Annotated in this window: 17 protein-coding genes; 10 read left to right on the top strand and 7 right to left on the bottom strand. The window is 53.2% G+C overall.

The annotated features are described in order from the left end of the window. The first annotated feature begins 90 nt into the window (after nucleotides 1-90). The 3 genes from WG31_RS00435 to WG31_RS00425 all read left to right on the top strand — a co-directional run bounded on the left by WG31_RS00435 (nucleotide 91) and on the right by WG31_RS00425 (nucleotide 4,561). On the top strand, nucleotides 91-2,319 hold the full coding sequence (locus WG31_RS00435) for a PQQ-dependent dehydrogenase, methanol/ethanol family (protein ID WP_006116676.1): 2,229 nt from the start codon (nucleotides 91-93) through the stop codon (nucleotides 2,317-2,319). A gap of 52 nt (nucleotides 2,320-2,371) precedes the next feature. Next, nucleotides 2,372-3,790, top strand: a complete 1,419-nt coding sequence (locus WG31_RS00430; protein ID WP_035353914.1) for a cytochrome c — start codon at nucleotides 2,372-2,374, stop codon at nucleotides 3,788-3,790. 129 nt (nucleotides 3,791-3,919) lie between these two features. Further along, complete coding sequence (locus tag WG31_RS00425; protein WP_209439355.1) at nucleotides 3,920-4,561, top strand: uracil-DNA glycosylase family protein; 642 nt, start codon at nucleotides 3,920-3,922, stop codon at nucleotides 4,559-4,561. Nucleotides 4,562-4,567: 6 nt separating this feature from the next. Here the strand turns inward: WG31_RS00425 and WG31_RS00420 are convergent, their stop codons facing one another. The 6 genes from WG31_RS00420 to WG31_RS00395 all read right to left on the bottom strand — a co-directional run bounded on the left by WG31_RS00420 (nucleotide 4,568) and on the right by WG31_RS00395 (nucleotide 13,541). Further along, on the bottom strand, nucleotides 4,568-5,806 hold the full coding sequence (locus WG31_RS00420) for a glycerate kinase type-2 family protein (protein ID WP_063354812.1): 1,239 nt from the start codon (nucleotides 5,804-5,806) through the stop codon (nucleotides 4,568-4,570). A gap of 120 nt (nucleotides 5,807-5,926) precedes the next feature. Beyond that, nucleotides 5,927-8,161, bottom strand: a complete 2,235-nt coding sequence (locus WG31_RS00415; RefSeq protein ID WP_063353279.1) for an FUSC family protein — start codon at nucleotides 8,159-8,161, stop codon at nucleotides 5,927-5,929. Between the two features lie 143 nt (nucleotides 8,162-8,304). Further along, nucleotides 8,305-8,838, bottom strand: a complete 534-nt coding sequence (locus tag WG31_RS00410) for an adenine phosphoribosyltransferase (protein ID WP_006116671.1) — start codon at nucleotides 8,836-8,838, stop codon at nucleotides 8,305-8,307. A 161-nt stretch (nucleotides 8,839-8,999) separates the two neighbouring features. Further along, nucleotides 9,000-11,243, bottom strand: coding sequence for an ATP-binding protein (locus tag WG31_RS00405; RefSeq protein ID WP_035353919.1), 2,244 nt, complete (start codon nucleotides 11,241-11,243; stop codon nucleotides 9,000-9,002). Nucleotides 11,244-11,346: 103 nt separating this feature from the next. Next, entirely contained in the window at nucleotides 11,347-12,609 is a 1,263-nt protein-coding gene (locus WG31_RS00400) for a multidrug effflux MFS transporter (protein ID WP_063354811.1), read from the bottom strand. Between the two features lie 152 nt (nucleotides 12,610-12,761). Then, nucleotides 12,762-13,541, bottom strand: coding sequence for a TVP38/TMEM64 family protein (locus WG31_RS00395; protein WP_063353278.1), 780 nt, complete (start codon nucleotides 13,539-13,541; stop codon nucleotides 12,762-12,764). 14 nt (nucleotides 13,542-13,555) lie between these two features. Here WG31_RS00395 and WG31_RS00390 point away from each other — a divergent pair, with 14 nt between their 5' ends. From WG31_RS00390 to rodA, 7 genes are all read left to right on the top strand, one after another. After that, nucleotides 13,556-14,605 carry a COX15/CtaA family protein gene (locus tag WG31_RS00390; RefSeq protein WP_209439377.1) on the top strand — a complete coding sequence of 350 codons (1,050 nt, stop codon included), beginning with the start codon at nucleotides 13,556-13,558 and terminating at the stop codon, nucleotides 14,603-14,605. A 293-nt stretch (nucleotides 14,606-14,898) separates the two neighbouring features. Further along, the gene (locus tag WG31_RS00385) at nucleotides 14,899-16,488 is read left to right on the top strand and encodes a 2-isopropylmalate synthase (RefSeq protein WP_063353276.1); all 1,590 of its coding nucleotides are present in this window, start codon (nucleotides 14,899-14,901) and stop codon (nucleotides 16,486-16,488) included. A 204-nt stretch (nucleotides 16,489-16,692) separates the two neighbouring features. Then, complete coding sequence (locus WG31_RS00380) at nucleotides 16,693-17,739, top strand: rod shape-determining protein (protein WP_003629847.1); 1,047 nt, start codon at nucleotides 16,693-16,695, stop codon at nucleotides 17,737-17,739. 95 nt (nucleotides 17,740-17,834) lie between these two features. After that, nucleotides 17,835-18,749, top strand: coding sequence for a rod shape-determining protein MreC (mreC, locus tag WG31_RS00375; RefSeq protein WP_006116664.1), 915 nt, complete (start codon nucleotides 17,835-17,837; stop codon nucleotides 18,747-18,749). Nucleotides 18,750-18,753: 4 nt separating this feature from the next. After that, on the top strand, nucleotides 18,754-19,317 hold the full coding sequence (locus WG31_RS00370) for a hypothetical protein (RefSeq protein WP_006116663.1): 564 nt from the start codon (nucleotides 18,754-18,756) through the stop codon (nucleotides 19,315-19,317). Between the two features lie 19 nt (nucleotides 19,318-19,336). Further along, entirely contained in the window at nucleotides 19,337-21,265 is a 1,929-nt protein-coding gene (gene mrdA / locus WG31_RS00365; protein ID WP_063353275.1) for a penicillin-binding protein 2, read from the top strand. Continuing rightward, nucleotides 21,262-22,428: a rod shape-determining protein RodA gene (gene rodA, locus WG31_RS00360; protein ID WP_006116661.1), complete on the top strand. Its 1,167-nt coding sequence runs from the start codon at nucleotides 21,262-21,264 to the stop codon at nucleotides 22,426-22,428. The genes mrdA and rodA overlap by 4 nt, the downstream gene beginning before the upstream one ends. 94 nt (nucleotides 22,429-22,522) lie before the next feature. On the opposite strand, the gene WG31_RS00355 is transcribed toward rodA, so the two are convergent. Further along, nucleotides 22,523-23,752: a tetratricopeptide repeat protein gene (locus tag WG31_RS00355; RefSeq protein ID WP_063353274.1), complete on the bottom strand. Its 1,230-nt coding sequence runs from the start codon at nucleotides 23,750-23,752 to the stop codon at nucleotides 22,523-22,525. Nucleotides 23,753-23,757: the final 5 nt, after the last annotated feature.

The raw sequence follows: 23,757 nt of genomic DNA, 5'->3' as shown, positions 1-23,757 counted from the left end.
CAGACAGCGTTCCCCTTGGCTGTTGTGTGAGAAACCGGCCTGCCGGCTATCTTTTTCCTCACCGTATATAATAGTCGAGGACATGAACGCATGACCCGCCCCGCCTCCGCCAAGAGACGTTCACTGCTAGGAATTCTCGCGGCCGGAACAATCTGTGCCGCTGCTTTGCCTTACGCGGCAGTCCCTGCCCGCGCTGACGGTCAGGGTAATACGGGGGAAGCTATCATCCATGCAGATGATCACCCCGAAAACTGGCTTTCTTATGGTCGCACTTACAGCGAACAGCGCTATAGCCCCCTAGATCAGATCAACCGCTCCAACGTGGGTGATCTTAAGCTGGCTTGGTACTACACGCTGGATACCAACCGCGGGCAGGAAGCAACCCCGCTGGTGGTAGATGGCATTATGTATGCCACAACCAACTGGTCTAAAATGGAAGCGCTGGACGCTGCCACAGGTAAGCTGCTTTGGCAGTATGACCCCAAAGTGCCCGGCAACATTGCTGATAAAGGCTGCTGTGATACGGTTAACCGTGGTGCAGGCTATTGGAACGGCAAGGTTTTCTGGGGCACGTTTGACGGCCGTCTGGTCGCTGCCGATGCAAAAACCGGTAAAAAGGTTTGGGAAGTTAACACCATCCCAGCCGATGCCTCCTTGGGCAAGCAGCGCTCCTACACAGTGGATGGCGCGGTACGCGTAGCAAAAGGCCTGGTGCTGATTGGTAACGGTGGTGCTGAATTTGGTGCCCGTGGCTTTGTTTCCGCTTTTGATGCCGAAACCGGCAAGCTGAAATGGCGCTTCTACACCGTTCCGAACAACAAGAACGAACCTGATCACGCGGCATCAGACAATATTCTGATGAGCAAAGCCTACAAAACCTGGGGCCCCAAAGGCGCTTGGGTACGTCAGGGCGGCGGCGGCACCGTATGGGATTCTCTGGTTTATGATCCGGTCAGTGACCTGATCTACCTGGCTGTTGGTAACGGCTCCCCCTGGAACTATAAATACCGTTCTGAAGGCATTGGTTCCAACCTGTTCCTGGGCAGCATTGTCGCCCTGAAGCCTGAAACGGGCGAATATGTCTGGCACTTCCAGGCAACACCAATGGATCAGTGGGATTACACCTCTGTTCAGCAGATCATGACACTGGACATGCCAGTGAATGGCGAAATGCGCCACGTGATCGTGCATGCTCCTAAAAATGGCTTCTTCTACGTTCTGGATGCCAAGACTGGTGAATTCTTGTCTGGCAAAAACTACGTTTACCAGAATTGGGCCAACGGTCTGGATCCGCTGACAGGTCGCCCGATCTACAACCCAGATGGTCTGTACACCCTGAACGGCAAGTTCTGGTACGGTATTCCTGGCCCACTGGGTGCACATAACTTTATGGGCATGGCTTACAGCCCCAAAACGCATCTGGTCTATATCCCAGCTCATCAGATTCCGTTTGGTTATAAAAACCAGGTTGGTGGCTTTAAGCCGCATGCGGATTCCTGGAACGTTGGTCTGGACATGACCAAGAATGGTCTGCCTGACACCCCAGAAGCACGTACCGCTTATATTAAGGATCTGCACGGCTGGCTGCTGGCATGGGATCCAGTCAAGATGGAAACGGTCTGGAAGATTGACCACAAAGGTCCGTGGAACGGCGGCGTTCTGGCCACCGGCGGTGATCTTTTGTTCCAGGGCTTGGCCAATGGTGAATTCCACGCCTATGACGCCACAAACGGTAGTGATCTTTACAAGTTTGACGCACAGAGCGGCATTATCGCTCCGCCTATGACCTATAGCGTCAACGGCAAGCAGTATGTTGCTGTTGAAGTGGGCTGGGGCGGCATCTACCCGATTTCCATGGGTGGCGTAGGCCGTACTTCTGGCTGGACAGTTAACCACTCCTACATTGCTGCGTTCTCTCTGGATGGCAAAGCCAAACTACCGGCTCTGAACAACCGTGGCTTCCTGCCCGTAAAACCACCTGCACAGTATGACCAGAAGGTCGTTGATAATGGTTACTTCCAGTATCAGACCTACTGCCAGACCTGTCATGGTGATAACGGTGAAGGCGCAGGTATGCTGCCTGATCTGCGTTGGGCCGGTGCTATCCGCCACCAGGATGCTTTCTACAACGTAGTTGGTCGCGGTGCGCTGACGGCTTACGGGATGGATCGCTTTGACACCAGCATGACGCCGGATGAAATTGAAGCTATCCGTCAGTATCTGATCAAACGAGCAAACGACACGTATCAGCGTGAAGTGGATGCTCGGAAGAATGACAAGAACATTCCCGAAAACCCGACACTTGGCATTAACCCCTAATGCCTCGGCAGAGTTACGACGTCATTCAGCACACAGGCGATAAGTGGTAAAAATGATGATTAACAGGCTAAAAGCTGCCCTGGGGGCAGTCGCTGTCGGGCTTCTTGCGGGAACGTCCCTAGCGCATGCACAGAACGCTGATGAAGATCTGATCAAGAAGGGCGAGTACGTTGCTCGTCTGGGGGATTGTGTGGCTTGCCACACATCCCTAAATGGTCAGAAATATGCTGGTGGTCTTTCCATCAAGACCCCCATCGGCACAATTTACTCCACCAACATCACGCCAGACCCTACTTACGGGATTGGCACCTACACATTTAAAGAGTTTGATGAAGCCGTGCGCCATGGCGTGCGTAAGGATGGCGCTACGCTGTATCCAGCAATGCCCTACCCATCCTTCGCCCGCATGACGCAGGATGACATGAAGGCTCTGTATGCATATTTCATGCATGGTGTGCAGCCGATTGCTCAGAAAAATCACGCAACTGATATTTCTTGGCCGATGTCCATGCGTTGGCCGCTATCCATCTGGCGCTCTGTATTTGCACCGGCTCCGAAGGATTTCACTCCGGCACCCGGCACAGATGCTGAAACAGCACGTGGTGAATACCTTGTAACCGGCCCTGGCCACTGTGGTGCATGTCATACACCGCGCGGCTTTGGTATGCAGGAAAAAGCGCTGGATGCATCTGGTGGGCCAGACTTCCTTGGCGGCGGTGGCGTAATCGACAACTGGATTGCCCCAAGCCTGCGCAACGATCCGGTTCTGGGCCTTGGTCGCTGGTCTGATGAAGATCTGTTCCTGTTCCTGAAATCCGGTCGTACTGATCACTCCGCAGCCTTTGGTGGCATGGCAGACGTGGTTGGCTGGAGCACCCAGTACTTCACCGATGCAGATCTGCACGCCATGGTGAAATACATTAAATCCCTGCCGCCGGTTCCGCCTGCACGTGGTGATTACAGCTACGATGCCTCTACGGCTCAGATGCTGGATTCCAACAACTTCTCCGGCAATGCTGGCGCCAAAACATATGTGGAACAGTGCGCTATCTGCCATCGTAATGATGGTGGTGGTGTAGCCCGTATGTTCCCGCCACTGGCTGGTAACCCGGTTGTTGTTTCCGACAACCCGACATCTGTTGCTCATATTGTTGTTGATGGTGGCGTTCTGCCCCCCACCAACTGGGCACCTTCCGCTGTAGCCATGCCGGATTACAAAAACATCCTGTCTGACCAGCAGATTGCAGATGTTGTAAACTTCATCCGTTCTGCATGGGGTAACCGCGCACCGGCTAACACGACAGCAGCAGATATCCAGAAACTCCGTCTGGATCATACGCCGCTGCCAACACCGGGTTGGGCTAATGCAACTGAAGAATCCGCTACATGGGGCCTCTTCATGCCGCAGCCTTACGGCGCTGGCTGGACCTTCGCACCGCAGACACATGCTGGTGTGGATGAAGCACAGTAAAGCTTCTGCTTAAATAACCGGCCCTACTTTTATGGGCTGGTTACAAAGCGCCGTAGTGGCAACACTACGGCGCTTTTTTATATTGTTTGCATTGTAAGCGAACGGATCATCCCCACATATTTCAACAGAATGATCCACACTCAAACAAAATTGAAATGGCACGCGCCAAGTTCTGCGGAAAGCAGTGATGTTGAAACACAACTGAACTGTTTGGTGCAAGAAATCCGGCAATGCACAGCCTGTGCGCGTAAGTTACCGCTAGGCCCTCGGCCTGTTTTGCATGTTTCCCCTCACGCACGGTTACTTATTGCCGGGCAAGCCCCGGGCACACGTGTGCATGAAACAGGTATTTCCTTTAACGATGCCTCGGGAGATCGGCTACGGGGATGGCTCGGAATGAGTCGAGATGTTTTTTATGATTCCAACCGTGTAGCCATTTTACCTATGGCGCTTTGTTACCCCGGCGTACTCCCTAAGGGTGGTGATCGTCCGCCACCACCGGAATGCGCCAACCTATGGCGAGAACGTATTCTGGCTTTGCTGCCCAACCTTCGGCTAACACTTCTGGTTGGGTCTTATGCCCAGAATTACGTTTTAGGAAAAGGCAAAGTATATGAACGGACAGAGCACTTTCAGGATTTTCTGCCGCAATATTTTCCTTTGCCCCACCCATCATGGCGCACCGGGGCATGGGAGCGCAAAACCCCCATGTTTCAGGAAAAGATTATTCCTGCCCTTCGGCGCGAAGTGGAGCGTGCACTTGATGATTAAACAGAACTAAAGCACCAAAAGCAGGCGCACGTCATTCACATTTGTTAACGTTGGGCCTGTTTTAATAAGGTCATCGAGTTTTTCAAAAAAACTGTAGCTGTCATGCTGTTTCAAAAAATCCTCGGCAGCTACATCATTTTGCAGACCACGGGCTAATGTATCCGGGGAAAATATGGCGCCAGCAGCATCTTCTGTGCCATCAATACCATCTGTATCCCCCGCCAAGCCCCATATGCCTGCCTGGCCATTTAAGGCCAGCGCGCAAGAGAGCAAAAATTCTGTATTCCGTCCGCCTTTTCCCGGCTTTGTGCCTGCGCGAATACTTACCGTTGTTTCCCCGCCACTTAGCAAAACAGCCGGAGCACGAACAGGCACAGCGTGTGCCTGAACAGAACGGGCAACGCCACTCATCACCACACCCATGACACAGCTTTCGCCTTCCAACGCATCCCCTAAAATTAAAGGGGTCACTCCTGCTGCACGCGCCACCTCGGCTGCGGCCTGTAGCGCCATAAAAGGAGTTGCTATCATTTCAACCCGATTATCTGCATTGGCAGAGTGCTGGGACGAAACTGCCGTGGTGGTGTTCTCCAAAACATGACGAACAGTATCGGGCACGTCTAAATTGTATTTATTGAGAATACGCAAAGCATCTTGAGGTGTTGTTGCATCTGGCACAGTGGGGCCGCTGGCAATAATTGCCGGGTCATCTCCTGGCACATCACTAATAACAAGCGTAACCACTTGCGCAGGAGCCGCTGCAACAGCCAGCTTGCCGCCTTTAATGGCAGATAAGTGCTTACGCACTGTGTTCATTTCAGAAATTGTTGCGCCAGAATGCAAAAGCTGGCGGCCAATGTTCTGTTTTTCTACCAGCGTGATGCCTGCTACCGGCAAAGCCAGAAGCGCAGACCCTCCACCGGATATCAAAGCAAGAACAAGATCATCTGGCCCCAACCCTTTTACGGCCTGCAAGATATCATGTGCTGCCTGTTCACTCCGCGCATCTGGCACAGGGTGGGATGCTTCCAGAATTGTAATGTGGCGCGTTGGAACAGCATGCTCATCCCGCGTGACCACAACGCCTTGCAAAGGCACATCTGGCCATGCCGCCTCCAGCGCAGCAGCCATAGCGGCAGACGCCTTGCCTGCCCCCACAACAATGCAGCGGCCTTTGGGTTTTTGGGGCAGATATTCTGCCAATACCTTGAAAGGATCAGCCGCGCTAACCGCAGCATCAAACATACTGCGCAACAAGTTGCGCGCCTGTTTGTTTTGTTCTTTTGTGATGTCTGACTGCGCCAATGCAACACTCTCCTACAATGCTCTACCTTAATATCAGAGCCTGTTTATGACCCATCTGGTTTAGGTAAATGCTTTATCCAGATATGGAGAAGACGCATCAAAGAACGCTCGGTTCTCTGCAAGTTCTGTTTCTATCACCCGCAAACTGGCTAATGCCCGCAGCATCTCTTCACGCACAGAAAGGTTTGCTTCGGTTTCTTCACAGTTCAACAAATACTCTACAGCTATATGTGTTGCCCGCGCAGTTCGGCCGTATTGCCCACCATATCGGCCAGTAAAACGCTGCATGCGTTCCATCATCACTTCTACGGCTTTCTGTGCCTCTAGTGGCAGAATATTCTTCGCTAAAACGGTACGTAACCGCAACACATTGAGCGCAATGGTCATACTAGACAACACGCCACTTAAATACCGCTCCAGCACATAGGTATTGCCATCATCTGTCGCCATGGTGGAAAGGCGTACAAACCCATCTACACTTCGCCCAATAATTTCCGTTACAGCGGGCGGTCTGCGCTGACCTGCCAAACGACGCAGACCGCGCAGAATATTCACACGCATATCCCACCGCAAACCATCTGGATCATATGGCAGAAACACGCGGTACATCCACATGCAGAACATCATAGCCAACAACAGAGGCATGGCGGTGTTGAAATACATGATTTCATCCATCCGCCCCTGATTGATCGGCCCCACCAGAATAGGCAGAAACAGATTATAAGCGACTGCCGCAAGCACCAGCGGTGGCCATGCAAAAGCCAATCCACCAATCAGCATGGGCACAGCCAGACACATGGCCATCATTTCGTAAATTGTAGGCTGTGCCATCACCCACAGATCAAGCAGTGCGCTCATGCCAATCACGCACACAGTGCCGTGCAAGAATGCCTGCGTGGCAAGGGCTGGCTGCTCCAAAGTGGAAAACAGCGCACATACAATGCCTACAAACATAATAAATGTCAGGCCATCAGGCCAAGCTGTGGTAATCCATAGAACACCAGCCAAAAAGATGGTGACAGAAGCCCGCAAGCTATTGGTAAACGCCATCCGCCAGTCTCTGTAAGACTTCATGGGGTAGCGGAAATGGTCATGCGGCTGCGGGTTGCGGCTCATTTCAAACTGCTCAATGGCCAGATACAGTTCTTCCAGCATGGTATCCAGCTTATGCAGCAATTGCCCTTGCCGAGTCAGCACTTCATCCTGCTGCTCATCAAGCGGGGGATGCGTGGCCGCTTCCATTTCCTTTTCCAGACACCCAGCGGCAAGTTGCCGACATGTTGCCCGTAAAGATGTGAGATCCCGCAAAACTGGCTCAATAGGCTGATCGTTATCCAGCCTGTCTGGCAAAGCTTGCAAAAAAGTGCTCACTTGCTGGGCTGTATCCTGATATTCCACACCCTGACTGTGCGGTACCTCTAGCAGCGCACCCAGATCCAACCCGCGTGACAATAGTACCGTAATAGCTGCCAAGGCAGCTCTGGCATGATCACCTTCATGCTGATGTTTGCCCATTTCAATTTCGGCAAACTCAACCTGATCGCTTAGCGCGATAAGAGTAGAAAACACACCGGGGGAATTTGCCACAGCCCGTCTATCACCCTGCAACAAGCGCAAAATGGCGGGCACGGCACCTTTAAGGGCTTGCACAAAGTTGGTTGCCAATCGTGTTCTGGCCCGCAACCCTAACTGATACTGGAAAAGAGATGAAATTGTGGTTTCCACCACAATACCAAGCGTAATGTATGTGGCACGCGCCATTGCGATCTGAAAAATATGATCGGGCGCAACTATGCCATCCAACGCAATAATAACGTACGTAAAACCCGATGCCCGCATACCGTGAATACGATAATTGGTCATGGCGGCTGGGCCGGGTAGCAACGTGCCTATAAAGCAGAAAGTGCCAATTCCTACCGCCACAAAAAAGATATACAGCAGCGGAGATTGCGGCATGCTGGCCACCAGCACGATGGCACATATTGTGCCTACCACCATGCCAAACATATGCCAGCGCGCCTTGGCAATGGATTTGCCGCGCGTGCCTTGCGCCACCATCCACACAGTAAGGGCCGCCCATTGCGGGCTCCCCAGTTCCCACCACAAGGCAATGCCAAGAGCGATTAAGGATGAAATGGTGGTGCGAAGCGCATACCCAAAAGAAAGTAGATTGGGCGCAAACAACCAACGTAAATGGTCAAGCTTGCGTGGTGGGCCACCACCAACAAGCGCCTGCCGGACAATAATAGAGACCGACCGCCAAAGCTGCCCCAAGGAAAGCGTCATGCTTTTCACGCGGCCAAACCTGAGGTGCTAATGGGGAAACAACGTGCCATACATCTTCTCTTACCCCAACATGGCAGAAAAGCGTATTCACACCTCATATGTTCTGTTCAGCACCCAGATGCGCAAACAGAACATATGAATGTTGAAAGAGCTTATTCTTTGTACGTCAATAAAGTGGAAACAGGGGCATCTACTTTATTACGGCCACCCAAACTTGTTAATTCCACCATAACAGAAGCGCCTACCACGTTCGCTCCCGCCTTACGCAGCAGCGCTACAGAAGCAGCCAAAGTACCGCCGGTTGCCAGCAGATCATCCATAACCACCACGCGCTGACCGGGCTGGACGGCATCTGCCTGAATTTCCAGCGTATCGCTGCCGTATTCCAGATCATAGGTGTGGGAAATGGTGTCACCCGGCAGCTTGCCACATTTACGCAGCATCAGCAGCCCACAACCCAAGCGATCCGCCAACGGTGCGGCTGTTAAAAACCCGCGGGATTCAACGGCAGCCAGCAGATCTGGCTTAAGCGGCGCCACCTGCCGTGCCAAACGCCCCATGGCCAACTGCCAGGCATCCGGATTCCGCATCAGGGTGGAAATGTCGTAAAATAGAATGCCCGGTTTAGGAAAATCGGGAACGTGCCGGATAAAGCGCTTGAGGTCGATTTCCTCATGTGCCGTCATGGCCTTAATAATCCTTCCTGCGTGCCAGCCTTGGCTGGCCCTCTGTTACTTCTGCCTTGTATCCTGCCAAAAAAGAAGAACACGTTCGGGCAATCCGGCGCCCGCTCTATCCTGCATGCGCCGGTTCTGCAAGGTATGGCGGCTTTTCCTTTATGGTCTGCTTATGCTCCAGTGCGCGCACTCAGTGCTGCTGTTACCACTTCCATCAGGCCATCTCTGCGGAAAGGTTTGGCCAAAAGACGCGCATTGGCCACGCCACCTTCGGGGAGTTTGGAATCCGCAGTAAGATCCCCCGACATATAAACGACAGCCAGTTCAGGATACCGTTCCACCAGTACGCGTGAGAGGGTTAGCCCATCCAGTGGGCCGGGCAGTTGAATATCCGTTACCAACAGATCAAGAGGCCCTTCCGCAGCCGCAGCCACATCAAAAGCCTGCTCACCATCTCCAGCTTCTAACACGCGATGGCCAGCCATGCTCAGAATGGTCACAACAATATCGCGGATAGCAGCATCATCTTCCACCACCAGCACTTGCAAAGCCTGTGATGGCGCTGATTTGCTGATTTTAGGCAACACCGCTGGCTGCAAAACCTGTGCGGCAGAAAGAGCCGCAGCCTTGGGCAACCACAAGGAAACCTCTGTTCCGCTGCCACTCCCTGTTGCCACCACAACCCGCCCCTTCACCTGTTGGGAAAAAGCCAGAACCATGGCCATACCAAGCCCTGTGCCTGCGCCCTCCCGTTTGGTGGTAAAAAACGGTTCAAACAGGTGGTCCAACACCTCACGCGTCATGCCGCTACCGCTGTCAATCACATCCAACCGCACCCAATCCCCGGCAGGCAGCGGAGTCGGGTCTGAAACCACGCGCATGTTGCGGCCTTCCTCAACGGGCAAGCTCATCAGATCTGCGTTGACAGAGAATGTGACATTACGGGCGGCAATACGCAGTCGGCCACCGGATGGCATGGCATCTCGCGCATTGATAGCCAGATTGAGCACAGCACTTTCAAGCTGCGCTGGGTCTGCACGCACAGGCCATACACCTGAGACATCAGCACATTCCACCACAATTCTGGGGCCGATAACACGCGCCAACAATCCATCCAGCAAAGAAAACAGATCGGCCAGATCAAAACAGTCTGGCACGCCAGTTTGTTGCCTGCGCATAAAGGAAAGAAGCTGGCTTGTAAGGGCTTCAGACCTATGCCCGGCATGTGTGGCGGCAGACAGATATTCCTGCCGTTGCTCTACCTGATCTGGCAGATCGTGCTCTGCCGCAAGCTCCAGATTTCCCAAAATGACGGTGAGAAGATTTTTGAAATCGTGAGCAATACCTGCGGTAAACTGCCCCAGTGCTCGCAGCTTTTGCGCCTCACCCAATGCACGTTCACTGCGTAAACGCATGGTGATATCTGCGGCTGTCAGCACAAACCCACGCCGCTCTGCTGCACCATCTGGGGCAAAAAACAAGGTGCGGCACAATTCCAGATCTGCGCCGTTAATGCCTTTGCACTCCACGACGACAGGTGGTGCAGGCTGCCCTTTGGCCAAGCTGGTTTCAACATGTTCCAATGGTTCAAGCAGCGGCACACCATCTACCACCAGCACTGCACTTAAATCATTGTAAGATAGGCCGGGTTTGAAAAAGCTCTTTTCCAAGCCCAAGGCCATAGCCAGTTGTTCGTTCCAGTGCCACAAATGGCCATCAGCACCAAACACAGCCACGCCAAGGCTCAAGCTGTCCAACGTTGCCCGCAAACGCAATGCCAGATCACGCGATGAAGCCTCTGCCCGCGCTGCCGCCAAGGAAGAACGATCCAACACCCAGCCTGCAGAAACAAGGCTGAAAACACCCGTAAGAATACCCAGCAACGCCAAGCGCCGCTGCCAACTTGTGTTGCGCAGCATGTTGGCGACACGGTCTGCCTGATCCAGCGTACTGGCACGGCTTAGAATAGAAAGATTCTGATCCAGATCCGCCAGAAGCTGCGCCCCTCCGGCGGGAGTCCCCTCTGGGGAATGGGGCCAGGCGCTTATGGTTTCAAGCTGCTGCCACACGCTTTGCAGCGGTTCTACACGGCCCCCACCCTCTCGCAGTTGAACGACGCGAAAGGATTCAAACCCACGCCGCGCATCAGAAAGTTGTTGAATAGCCTGAATGTAACAACTGCCATCCTGCGGCCTATGCTCGGCCATCCAAGCGTAATGGCATATGCGGGCATCACTGGTGGCATGGTGCAACCCGCGCAAGTAATTGCCTGCTGCGGTGCTCTGACGATCCAGATTACCATGCCGGGCCATTTCATTACCCAGCTCAATCCCCATTGTGCCAAAAGTTACAATCAGCAGCCCGGCGCCAATAAGCGCCAGAATGTGGGCCCGTCTTGCTGGATGCCGTGGCATGTTATGCACGCTCCCTTCCTTAACGCCATCTTTTCATCTGGACTGGGCCGCAGTCCTGTCACCGTCAAGAGCAGAGCGGGCATAACCGCTTTTTGTGCAATTTTTAGTTCACATTCTGTCGATGAGGGCGCGATAGACCCGCCAAGAACATCAGAATAGCACCACAACACATGCATCCTGCCATAGGAATTGCAGAAACAGCCGGAAATTGTCCAACCACAACACCAGCCACAGCCCCAAACACATATTGTAGGGTGCCAGCCAAAGCAGATGCCGCCCCGGCAAGAGACGGATGATCCGCCAAAGCCCCCATCATGGCATTAGGAAAAATAATGCCAGTAGGTGCAAGTGCCAGCAGCATAGCCGCAATAACCAACCACACTTCATATGGCTGCCATGCCGGAGGTGCGTACCAAGCGCTCCACAAACTTACTGCTACCAGCAAAATTCCCCCGACAACGGAAAGACAGATAGCCCCCTGAAGCAGTTTGCCAGAATCGATGCGCCCGACCAAAAGCCCGTTCACCTGCGAAGCCCCGATCATGAACACCGCAAAGAACCCAAACAGCATGGAAAAATGCAGCGGTGAGAAATGAAACAACTGCACAAACACAAAAGGCGCTGCGGTAAGGTAGCTAAAGGACATGAAGGTAGAAAAAGCCGTTATCAGCGCATGGCTGGCAAAGGCCCGATCCCGAATCAGGGTGACGTAACGTGATACCAGCGTGAAAGGAGAAAGAGCCACGCGCCGGTCATATGGCAGTGTTTCTGGTAGAATAAACAGAATCAACGCCACACATATCGCGCCATAGGCCGCAGAAGCCCAAAAAATAATCCGCCAGGAAACAAACTCAACAACCAACCCGCCCAGCATAGGGGCCAGAATGGGCACAACACCCATCACCATAACCAGCTGAGACATCATGCGTGCTCCGGCATTACGGTCTGGCACCATATCGCGCACACAAGCTGTTGGAATAACCAGACTGGCAGATGCCCCAACGGAGGCCACAAACCGCGCAATGGAAAATGTGGTGATATCTGGCGCAAACGCACATACGGCAGAAGCCACGGCATACAGGGCATTGCCTATAAGCATAGGCTTGCGCCGTCCAAACCTATCGGACAAGGGGCCTACAGTAATTTGCCCAATAGCTAACCCAACAAACCAGATAGACAATGTGAACTGCACATTGCCCGCACTTGTATGGAAGGTCTGCTCCATGGCCGGAAAAGCTGGCAGATAGATATCTGTCGAAATAGGTCCAACGGCTGTCAGGAACCCTAAAAGCACCGGCATCCACATGGGGATGCGCCCACCAATAAAAGACGTTCCGGCATCCCGCACAGCAGAGGGAGAAGCCATAAGCAGCACTCCAAAAAACAAACAAAAACAGAAGGAAAAAGAAAAATGTCTGGCAAAAAGACAGGCAACAGGCCAGCGCCTTTTATTTTACAACGGGCGTAAGATCAGCCTTTAATTCCTGACATCTCAGCAGCAGCCAGACCATATATGGATCAGGAAACCTGCCGGGCTATACGTGCATGCCGCCATAACCACACGCCAATAGCGCCAGAAAGCACAAACAACGCGCCACCTGCTGCATACTGCCAAAAAGTACCTACCTGAACCCCCGCACCCAATAAAACGGCAACAAGGTTCTGCGGTATGCTCCCCAAAAGGGTTGCTGTAAAAAACGGCAGCACATCCATACCTGAAATGCCCCCCAAAAGATTCAGCAGTAACGCAGACCCCACGGGCAGCAGCCGCAAGGTAAGAATACTTGAAAACGGCTGACGTGTCAGAAATGCGTCCATTTGGGCAAAACGTTGCCCCAATTTCTGCCGCGCCCATGCGCGCCCGCCCCATCTGGCCCAGAAAAACCCTGCCAAGCACCCCAATGTGGAGGCTATGGTGATAAGTGCAAGACCTTCCCACAAACCATAAGCCAATCCGGCGGCAAATCCGGCCACCTGACGTGGCAGCCCAAACCCGCACCACAAAACAGCGCCAGATAAAAACACCATGCGGCCCCACACGCCTTGGCGCAGCACATCTGTGCCATGCAACATACTGTGGAGAGCTGGCACATGCCGCAACCCAACCGCCCCCACCACCAATACAAGCAGCATGAGCAGCGGACGCAGAAGCGATACAGAAGACCGGGAGGGTGGACGAATATGCTGTTCCATCCAGCCTAGCGGTACCATCTTCTTGCAGCAGCCCGCAAGCTGGCTGTAAACCCGATACAGAAATTTAACCCACAGCGCCAAAGGCTGCCATGCCCACCTCATCATCCCCCCAGACAGACATGACACCCGCCCACCGCAAACTCATTTCAGGCTGGCTGTTTCTGCTTTGCTTCATGCTGCTGGGCATGATCGCCATTGGTGGCGTAACGCGCCTGACAGGTTCGGGCCTTTCCATTATGGATTGGCAGCCCGTAAGCGGTTTTATTCCGCCTCTTTCCCATGCTGAGTGGGAAAGGTTGTTCGCACTTTATAAAACCATTCCGCAATATCACCTTCAGCACGAAGGATTTGGGCTGGAAGGGTTCCAGAGAATTTTCTGGGCAGAATGGATTCACCGCTTCTGGGGCCGCCTGATGGGGCTGGTTCTTCTGCTGCCTCTGATCTGGTTTGTTGTGAGAGGCATGATCACGCGCCGGTTGGCCCTGCGTTTGTTCATCTTCTTCATTCTGGGTGCGCTACAGGGTGCCATTGGGTGGTTTATGGTGGCTTCTGGCTTCCGCCCCAACAGCACGGCAGTAGAACCTATACGGCTTGTGCTGCACCTGAGTGCAGCCCTGTTGCTTTATGGCGCCATTTTGTGGACGGCATTTTCTATCCGTTGGCCTGTACCAGAAAATCATACCTCATCCTCCACCGCACGCCTGGCCAAGCGGTTGGCCTGCTTTACTATTGTGCTACTGTGCACCACGATTATTGCCGGTGGGTTTACGGCTGGCACACATGCGGGGTTCCTGTTCAACACCTTCCCGCTGATGGATGGGCATTTGATCCCGACAGATTACGCCCAACTTTCCCCTTTCTGGATGAACTGGTTCATCAACAAAGCGGCTGTGCAGTTTGACCACCGCCTTCTGGCCACCCTTACAGCCCTCAGCATTGGTGCTGTGCTATTTGTTGGCCTGAAAGCAACAGATCTGGGGGCTAAAGCGCATAACGCCTTCATCCTTTTAGGGTGGGCCGTTGTTATCCAGTACGCGCTAGGCGTTACCACTTTGTTGCTGGTCGTGCCTGTGTGGGCAGGTGCGGTGCATCAAACATTCGCTGCCGTGTTGCTGGGTGTTATGCTGTATGTGCTGCATTGCCTGCGTGGCACAAAAGCTATGGCCTAAAGGGCATTTAACAACGTTTACTGTTGCGTTTGAAAAACAAGACGGTATGGTGCTGCGCATGAATTCCGAGTGGTTCACGTCCGATTCCCTGCACACCCGTAAATTGACGGGTGCGGGCGGCGTGGCCCTCCGTCTGGATCTTCTCCTTCGACTAATCTGCCCCTGAGCGAGCCAGGTGGCCAAGCGCTGCCACGCCCAGGGGAGAACGAAAAGAGCGCCCGTGCATAAACGGGCAGAATATGGCACAGCCCCTCTATTCTTGTTCCAGACCAGACTTTTTCAGGAAGAATTCCATGTCTGCTGATACCACCAGCTTCAATCATCCGTCCTTTGGCCGCATGACGCCAGACCGCGTGATTGTGTTTGACACCACCCTGCGTGATGGCGAGCAATCTCCCGGTTTTTCTATGAACCTGGCAGAAAAGCTCCGTATGGCGGAAGCACTGGCCAATCTGGGTGTAGACGTGATTGAAGCGGGCTTTCCTGTTGCGTCCAAAGGTGATTTCGAATCCGTTAACGAGATTGCCAAACACACCAAGGGTTCCGTTATCTGCGCACTGGCACGCAGCGGCGGCGCCAAGGATATTGCCGCTGCGGGTGAGGCTCTGGCCCCGGCAGAACGTAAGCGTATCCACAACTTTATTTCCACTTCTCCGCTGCACATGAAATACAAGCTGCGGATGGAACCAGAAACTGTTCTGGAACTGATTACCTCCGGCAACGCAGCCGCCCGTAATCTGACAGATGATGTGGAATGGTCTGCTGAAGATGGCTCCCGCACAGAACCAGATTTTCTGTGCCGCTGTGTAGAAGCCGCTATTAAGGCTGGCGCTACCACCATCAACATTCCCGATACGGTTGGGTACGCCACGCCAGAAGACATGGAAAAGATTTTTTCCATGCTGCGCCAGCGCGTACCGGGAGCAGATCAGGTGATCTTCTCTGCCCATAACCATAATGATCTGGGGCTGGCTGTTGCCAATACACTGGCCTCTATCCGTGGTGGTGCACGGCAGGTGGAATGCACCATCAACGGCATTGGCGAACGCGCCGGAAATGCCGCGCTGGAAGAAATTGTTATGGCGCTGCGCACACGGCATGACCAATACCCCTTTACCACCGGTATCCACACCGAAGGGCTGCTGAAGGTTTCTCGGATGCTGGCCACCATCACCAGCTTTGACGTGCAGCCGAACAAAGCCATTGTGGGCCGTAACGCCTTTGCGCATGAAAGCGGCATCCACCAGGATGGCGTGCTGAAAAATGCCGCCACCTATGAAATCATGACCCCCGAAAGCGTGGGTTGGACACGCTCCTCCCTCGTAATGGGCAAGCACTCCGGCCGGGCCGCATTCCGCGATAAGCTGAAGGTGCTGGGTTATGATGGCATGGATGACACACGCCTGAACGAAGCCTTCACCCGCTTTAAGGATCTGGCAGACCGCAAAAAGGTTGTGTACGACGATGACATCATCGCACTGGTGGACGATGAAGCCCGTGATCATGACCGCATCCGCTTTGGTGCGCTAAGCCTGAAATCCATTTCTGGCCAGCCTTCCGAAGTTGATCTGGAACTGAGCGTGGATGGCAAAGCCATTGAAGCCAAAGCCACAGGCAACGGCCCAGTGGATGCCGCCTTTAACGCGCTACGCAAGGCTTTCCCGCATGAAGCGCGTCTGGCCCTGTTCTCTGTTGGTGCCGTAACCGAAGGTACTGATGCGCAGGCCCGCACAACCGTGCGTCTGGAAGAAGCCGGTAAGATGGTAGATGGCCAAGGCGCAGATGCAGATACGGTTGTTTCTGCCGTGCGTGCTTACGTGCATGCACTAAACAAGCTGCTGGTGAAACGGGCACGCACAGAACCAGAAGCCCTGACAGCCTGAAAAAACTTTTCAGGCCCTCCTGCAAAACCGGGCAGACAGACCTTACCTTGACATTATATGTCAGTTTCTTGACGGAAGGTCTTGTCTGCCTCGTTACGCACCGGTAATTCCTGCTCACATATTTCCAAAGCAGCAGGGGCGGGTTAGCGTGTCCGGCTTTCTCGCCCTCTGTTGTATGGTGCCCGCTTCAACCAGGAGTCCTGGATGTTTTCTCGTCTGCTCGGTCTCATGTCTGCCGACATGGCTATTGACCTGGGTACTGCCAACACCCTTGTTTACGTAAAAGGACGGGGTATCGTACTGAACGAACCCTCTGTTGTGGCTATTGCAGATATACGAGGAAAAAAGCAGCTTCTTGCTGTAGGGGAAGAAGCCAAGCAGATGGTTGGTCGTACCCCGGGCAATATTACGGCCATTCGTCCCATGCGTGATGGCGTGATTGCTGATTTTGAAGTGGCGGAAGAAATGATCAAACATTTCATCCGCAAGGTTCATAATCGTCGCGCTTTCGCCAGTCCCCAGATTATTGTGTGTGTGCCTTCTGGCTCCACTGCGGTAGAACGCCGTGCCATTCAGGAAAGTGCGGAAAGCGCTGGTGCCCGGCGTGTGTTCCTGATTGAAGAACCCATGGCAGCCGCCATAGGTGCGGGCCTGCCGGTTACAGAACCTTCTGGCAGCATGATTGTAGATATTGGCGGCGGCACAACAGAAGTGGCCGTTATCTCCCTCGGCGGCATTGTGTATGCACGTTCCGTACGCGTGGGCGGAGATAAAATGGATGAAGCCATTATCTCTTATATTCGCCGCACCCACAGCTTGTTGATTGGTGAAAGCTCAGCAGAGCGTATCAAGATCAGCTTGGGCTCCGCCATGATGCCAGATGAGCCTTATGAAAATGGCCCGTGGCAGGATGTTAAAGGACGTGATCTGATTAACGGTGTCCCGCGTGAAGTTCAGGTTTCACAAGCGCAAATTGCAGAAAGCCTTATGGAGCCTGTAAGCCAGATTGTGGATGCCGTAACAACTGCGCTGGAAAACACGCCCCCGGAACTTGCTGCCGATATTGTTGATAAAGGCATTGTTCTGACCGGTGGTGGCGCATTGCTTTACCGGCTGAGTGACGTACTGCGCCTTGCAACAGGCCTGCCTGTTACAGTAGCTGAAGATGCACTTTCCTGCGTGGCTTTGGGTACAGGCCGCGCGTTGGAAGAAATGAAACGTCTGCGCAATGTGCTGACAACCATGTATTAACCCAAGGCACCAGCTATCTGGCTGTAACCCGGCGCCAGAATGCAAATGGGCATGCCTTTCGCTTTCCTTCCCTCTGATAGGGGTTCCCGGCTTTTATGATCCCGGTTTCCATCCAGGTAAGACAAGCTCTTGGCAAACTGGTTTTGCCAGTGCTGCTGCTGTTGTCTGTCGGGATTATTATTGCAGGCCAAGCCGATAGAAAGCTGGCTGATACTGCGCGTATGTATGTGGCAGATGCTTTAGCCCCTTTGTGGGGGCTTATTGCCCATACGCAAACAGATGTTAGCCACCTTGTGCAAGGCATAAAAGATGCCCGCCATCTGGCGGAAGAAAACGCCAAACTCCAAACCGAAAATGCCAAACTGCGCCGGTGGTATGATGTTGCAGTCTCTCTTGCGCGGGAAAATGATAGCTTAAAGACAGAACTGCACTGGGTGCCAGAACCTACCCCAGCCTTTGTAACGGGCCGAGTAGTGGCAGATAGTGGTGGCATGTATGCCCGCGCTGTTTTGCTTGTGGCTGGCACCACCAGTGGCGTGCATGTTGGCAATGTTGCTTTAGCAACAAATGGTCTGGCAGGACGCGTTACCGAAGTTGGCCCACATGCGGCCCGCATCTTGTTAATAACCGATATTGCCAGCCGCTTGCCCATTGAGCTGGAATCCAGCCATGCCACGGCCATAATGGCAGGCGACAACTCCCCCATGCCAAGGCTGATGTATTATCCGCAGGATTCACGCCCCATTGAAGGAGAGCGTGTTGTAACCAGTGATCAAGCTGGCGCCTTCCCCATGGGGTTGCCTATTGGCACGGTACATTACCTGCACCCGGGGCAACCAGTTGTGCAGCCCTTTGTGCAATTGGATAAACTGACCATGCTGCGTGTGTTCGATTTTGGACAATCTGAAATTGAGCCGCCTGATGCTCCGGGCCATGTACCACTTACCCGCCCGCATCGGCCATTAGCACTGCCTTTCAAAACACTTCTGGGACAAGGACAGGAAGGGTAACCTGATGTCCGATCCCTCACCCCCATCATGGGACCCAGATCTTGAACCGCGCCTAACGCTCGGCCAGAAACTTGACCGCACAGCGCGCCATCTGTTGCCATCTGCTTTTATTGTTCTGGTTATTATCTTTTTTTCGGCACCCCTAGCCATTCCCGGTTCTGCCGAACTGCTTTCTGCCATTGTTATCGGCTCTGTATTTTTCTGGTCTGTTTGGCGGCCTACCGGTATGCCTGCGCTGGCGCCTTTCTTGCTGGGCCTGTTTATGGATCTGGTTGGCTTTACACCTTTGGGCGTAAGCTCATTTATTCTGCTTCTGGTTTACGGAATCAGCACCTATGCCCGATTTGGGCTCATGCGTATGAATTTTTTAGTAGTATGGTGCCTTTACGGTCTGATAGGTGGAGCCGCCTCTTTCCTACAGTGGGCATTGGCATGTTTGTTCCGGCTGCATGGCCTTGATCCGGCTCCTGCTTTTTTTGAAGCACTACTGTGCATAGGGGTTTATCCGTTGCTTTCCGCCACTTTCTCATGGTTCCTGCATATTCTGGATGAAAAGGAATCCGCATGAACAGGCATGAAAGCTTCTTATGTGGCTGAAGCGGCGCAAGAAAGAAAACCGGCGTTTTCTACCTGTTCGTGAACAGAAAGACCCTGCCCGTGGCGTTTTTACACGCCGAGCGCTGCTGTTTATGGCTGTCCAAACGGTGGCGTTGGGGGAGCTTGGCCGCCGCCTGTATAAAATCCAGATAGAAGATGGTGACCATTATGCCCGTATGGCCGCCAAAAACCGTATCAGCAAGCGCCTTTTGGCACCACCACGCGGGCGTATTGTAGACCGCTACGGCGTGGCCCTTGCCAATAACAAGGAAAACTGGCGCGCCCTTTTGATGCCTGAAGAAACCACGGATGTAACAGGCACGATTGAACGCTTTTCCAGCATTATTCCGCTAGATGAACGTGACCGCACACGAATCGCGCGTGAAATGCGGCATCAACGGCGCTTTGTGCCGGTCATGCTGCGAGATTTCCTCTCGTGGGATGAAATGGCACGTATTGAACTCAACGCCCCCTCTCTCCCCGGCGTGTTGATTGATGTGGGCACACGCCGCGTTTACCCGGAAGGCGAACTACTCGCCCATATTATCGGCTACGTAGCTCCGCCCAATGAAAAAGATGTGGCCCGTTCTGCTTTGTTGGCCCTGCCAGGGATGCGCGTAGGTCGTGCGGGTATTGAGCAAAGTCAGGATGACAATCTTCGTGGTACGGCCGGATCTGTGGAAATGGAGGTCAACGCCGTTGGGCGTGTGATGTCTGAGCTAAACCGCGAAGAAGGCGTGCCGGGTGAAGAAATCAGCCTAACCATAGATCGCGCGCTTCAGCAAAAAGTGCTGAACGCCATCGGAGATCAAACAGCCTCTGCCGTGGTGATGGACTGCCAGAATGGCGAGGTGCTTGCCATGGTCAGTACACCCTCGTTTGATCCCTCATTGTTTGATAGTGGCGTAAGCCATGCGCAGTGGATTGAATGGACAAACAACCAGCGCACGCCCCTTATCAATAAAGCTGTGGCTGGGGTATACCCTCCCGGTTCCACCTTTAAACCCGCCGTTGCCATGGCGGCTTTAGAATCTGGCCTTGTTTCCCCCACAGATCGTTTTTTCTGCCCCGGTCACCTAGATGTCGGTGGTACACGCTTTCACTGCTGGTCTCGGTGGGGGCATGGGTCTGTTGATCTGCATCTGGCGCTTAAATATTCCTGCGACGTTTATTTTTACGAAGTCGCACGTCGTATAGGCATGGAACGTATTGCAGCCACAGCCCATAAATTCGGCCTTGGCACGCAGTTGGATATCGAGTTGCCCCATACCCGCACCGGCCTCATTCCCACTCCCGCATGGCGGCAGGCTCACCACCACCATTGGAATGGTGGTGATACAATTGTAAGCGGCATTGGGCAGGGGTTTGTACAGGTTACGCCTTTACAACTGGCGACCTATACAGCCCGCATTGCCTCTGGCCGGGCCGTGCAGCCCCATCTTGTGCGCGCCATAAATGGAGAAATTGGCAAGCAAGTACAGCCAGACCATTGGCCCACTCTTGATATGCCAGACAGATATCTAGCAGCCCTGCGCTCTGGCATGTTTGCTGTTATTAACGAACCGCATGGAACGGCCCCCAAAGCGCGGCTGGATCTCCCCGGCATAACTATGGCTGGCAAAACGGGTTCTGCACAGGTACGGCGTGTTTCACGCGCATTGCGTGAAAGCGGGCATTTTAACTCTGCCAATCTGCCATGGGAGTATCGACCGCACGCGTTGTTTATCTGCTTCGCCCCGTATGATTCCCCACGTTATGCTGTTTCTGTTGTGATCGAACACGGAAACGCAGGTGCAGATGCCGCAGCCCCTCTGGCCCGTATTATCATGCGCGATACTTTGTTGCGTGATCCGGTAACACACACCACGCCGCCGCCAGAAAGTGTAGCTGATGCAAGCAGCCTGGTAAGTGATCCATGAAGTTTCATAAACGGCTGCTCCGGGCAGAACCAAGCTTCCGCCTGATGTCCAAGTTATGGCGTATCAGTTGGTTGTACATTCTACTGATCTGCACATTGGCTGGCGTTGGGTACGTTACACTCTATTCTGCCGGTGGTGGCACGCCTTACCCTTTTGCAGCCCCACAAGCTGCACGCTTTGCTGTGGGTTTGGTAATGATGATTACCATCGCCATGCTTCCCCCACGCATGCTTATCCACGCGGCAGCACCCATGTATGTGCTTTCGCTTATCCTGCTTGTCGCCGTGTTACGCATGGGCCATGTGGGCAAGGGCGCAGAACGCTGGTTGATTATAGGCGGGTTGCAGGTTCAACCCTCAGAATTCGCCAAAATTGCGCTGGTTCTAGCGCTTTCTGCATGGTTTTCTCGCATAAGCTATGCCCGTATGGGCAACCCTTTGTGGTTGATTCCTCCTGCGCTTATCGTACTTGTGCCTGTTGGCCTTGTATTAAAAGAACCTAACCTTGGCACTGCCGTCATTATTGGCGGCATTGGCGCATCTCTGTTTTTTGCGGCAGGCATGCGGCTTTGGCAAATTGTGCTGCTTTTGCTTCCCGTACCTTCGCTTATCAAATTTGCATACAACCATCTGCATGATTACCAACGCGCGCGCATAACCACCTTTTTGCATCCGGAAAATGATCCACTAGGAGCAGGCTACAATATCATCCAGTCTAAAATTGCCTTGGGTTCTGGCGGTATGTGGGGGCAGGGCTATCTGCATGGATCACAAGGACAATTAAACTTTCTGCCTGAAAAGCAAACAGACTTCATTTTTACAATGATTGCAGAAGAATGGGGCTTTGTTGGCGCTGCTGCTGTTATCGGGTTGCTGCTCATAATCATTCTGGGCGGCATGATCATGGCTATCCGCTGCCGTAACCGCTTTGGGCGCCTTATTGCCCTTGGTATCAGCATGAACTTCTTTTTCTACTGCTTGGTTAATCTTTCCATGGTGATGGGCGCTATCCCTGTAGGGGGGGTGCCTCTACCATTGGTCTCTTACGGTGGCTCCGCCATGCTGAATGTTATGCTGGGGTTTGGGTTGCTCCTTTCAACATGGGTTCATCGTGATTCTGTTAACGATGGGGAAGAAGAAGACGCCAACAAAGATCTTATCTGATAAAATCAGTCTCATGCTTCCTGCGTTCCTTAATAAAAAAAAGGCCACCCTCAATATCAGGATGGCCCTTTTTTATATCACTTCGCAGTTTAAGCTATTTAGCACTCACGGGCTGCATCACGTGCAAGATCCAAAGCTGCGCGATATCATGCGCACCAGTATCTCCTTCAACACTACGCAAAGCAGCCAGAGCCTGATCCTTATGGCCAGCATAAAGCTCTGCAAGCCCTAAGTGCAGGCGCGCAATATTCACGTCACTTACACCTTTGCTGATGGCCTGCTGCATAAGTTGCAAGCCTTTATCAGCCTGCCCAAAAGTAACGTAATTGTACCCGACTGTCAGCAAATCATCCCCATTGCTGGCAGAAGCAGCCGCCTGCTCATCTGCTGCAATGGAAGCCTTTTTGGAAGCTACAGCTTTTTCAACCATAGCTTTCAAACGGGCTTGACGGGGAGCCTCCGCCCCCTGCCCTAAAATACCAGATTGGTAACCTTGATTCATCAGATCCAGCGCCAGTTGCGGCGTATTTTGCTGGACAGCAATTTCCGTCATATCCATAAAATCACGCGCTTGGGAAACATCCCCAACGGCCAAACGGATACGATAAACATCCAACTGTAAGGATGCCGGAATTTTGGTATTTACCACCAGTTCATGCAGCAACAGCGCCCAGTATTCCTTTTTAGGGTAATACGTTGCCAGCAGAACGTATGCGTGGGTTGTAGCGGCAGAATCCTTTAGTGCCGTCGCACTGGCTGCAAGCATTTGCAGTTCAGATTCCGTTGGTGTTTTGCCAGCCTTTATGGCGGCACCCGCCTGTTGCTTCACCACCTTGATGGTATTGGGGTAATCCTTCTGAAGATAGTAAGATTGCGCCAGCAATGTTTCCATCTGGGGATCAGAACCAGAGGTTTTCAGGTAACGCTGAATATTGGCAACTGCCTTAGGGTAATCCTTGGCAGTATAAGCCATGGTCGCTTCAGACTTTAACATCTGATTTTTCATGGCCTGCGGCGTGCGGGGGGAGGCAATCAGCTTATCGTAAGCCGCTGTTGCCGCCGAAAGATTGCCTGCCTGTGTGGCCACAGCGGCACGCATCTGCGCAATGGTGTAATCTTCGTAATCTGTTTTGCCTTTTACGGCATCTGCAGCATTTACTGCATCCATCGCCTTGGCATAATTATGTGCTGCCAGAGCAGACTGCGCGGCTTCCAGTTCTGTCCCAACCTGTTGGCCGAGTTCATCTGCCGCATGTGCAACGGGCTGCATGACAATCCATGCTGTTGTTGCACACAAAAGGGTACGTAAAAAACGAGAAGCCATTCTCA

The organism is Acetobacter oryzifermentans, from assembly GCF_001628715.1.
Classification (GTDB): domain Bacteria; phylum Pseudomonadota; class Alphaproteobacteria; order Acetobacterales; family Acetobacteraceae; genus Acetobacter; species Acetobacter oryzifermentans.
This window is presented reverse-complemented; position numbering and strand designations above follow the sequence as displayed.

Coding starts and splice junctions, on each gene's coding strand:
- rodA (WP_006116661.1), top strand. CDS start 21,262: ATGAAGTTTCATAAACGGCTGCTCCGGGCAGAACCAAGCTTCCGCCTG.
- mreC (WP_006116664.1), top strand. CDS start 17,835: ATGATCCCGGTTTCCATCCAGGTAAGACAAGCTCTTGGCAAACTGGTT.
- WG31_RS00385 (WP_063353276.1), top strand. CDS start 14,899: ATGTCTGCTGATACCACCAGCTTCAATCATCCGTCCTTTGGCCGCATG.
- WG31_RS00355 (WP_063353274.1), bottom strand. CDS start 23,752: ATGGCTTCTCGTTTTTTACGTACCCTTTTGTGTGCAACAACAGCATGG.
- WG31_RS00435 (WP_006116676.1), top strand. CDS start 91: ATGACCCGCCCCGCCTCCGCCAAGAGACGTTCACTGCTAGGAATTCTC.
- mrdA (WP_063353275.1), top strand. CDS start 19,337: ATGTGGCTGAAGCGGCGCAAGAAAGAAAACCGGCGTTTTCTACCTGTT.
- WG31_RS00425 (WP_209439355.1), top strand. CDS start 3,920: ATGATCCACACTCAAACAAAATTGAAATGGCACGCGCCAAGTTCTGCG.
- WG31_RS00395 (WP_063353278.1), bottom strand. CDS start 13,541: ATGATGAGGTGGGCATGGCAGCCTTTGGCGCTGTGGGTTAAATTTCTG.
- WG31_RS00370 (WP_006116663.1), top strand. CDS start 18,754: ATGTCCGATCCCTCACCCCCATCATGGGACCCAGATCTTGAACCGCGC.
- WG31_RS00400 (WP_063354811.1), bottom strand. CDS start 12,609: ATGGCTTCTCCCTCTGCTGTGCGGGATGCCGGAACGTCTTTTATTGGT.
- WG31_RS00390 (WP_209439377.1), top strand. CDS start 13,556: ATGACACCCGCCCACCGCAAACTCATTTCAGGCTGGCTGTTTCTGCTT.
- WG31_RS00430 (WP_035353914.1), top strand. CDS start 2,372: ATGATGATTAACAGGCTAAAAGCTGCCCTGGGGGCAGTCGCTGTCGGG.
- WG31_RS00380 (WP_003629847.1), top strand. CDS start 16,693: ATGTTTTCTCGTCTGCTCGGTCTCATGTCTGCCGACATGGCTATTGAC.
- WG31_RS00405 (WP_035353919.1), bottom strand. CDS start 11,243: ATGCCACGGCATCCAGCAAGACGGGCCCACATTCTGGCGCTTATTGGC.
- WG31_RS00420 (WP_063354812.1), bottom strand. CDS start 5,806: ATGTTTGATGCTGCGGTTAGCGCGGCTGATCCTTTCAAGGTATTGGCA.
- WG31_RS00410 (WP_006116671.1), bottom strand. CDS start 8,838: ATGACGGCACATGAGGAAATCGACCTCAAGCGCTTTATCCGGCACGTT.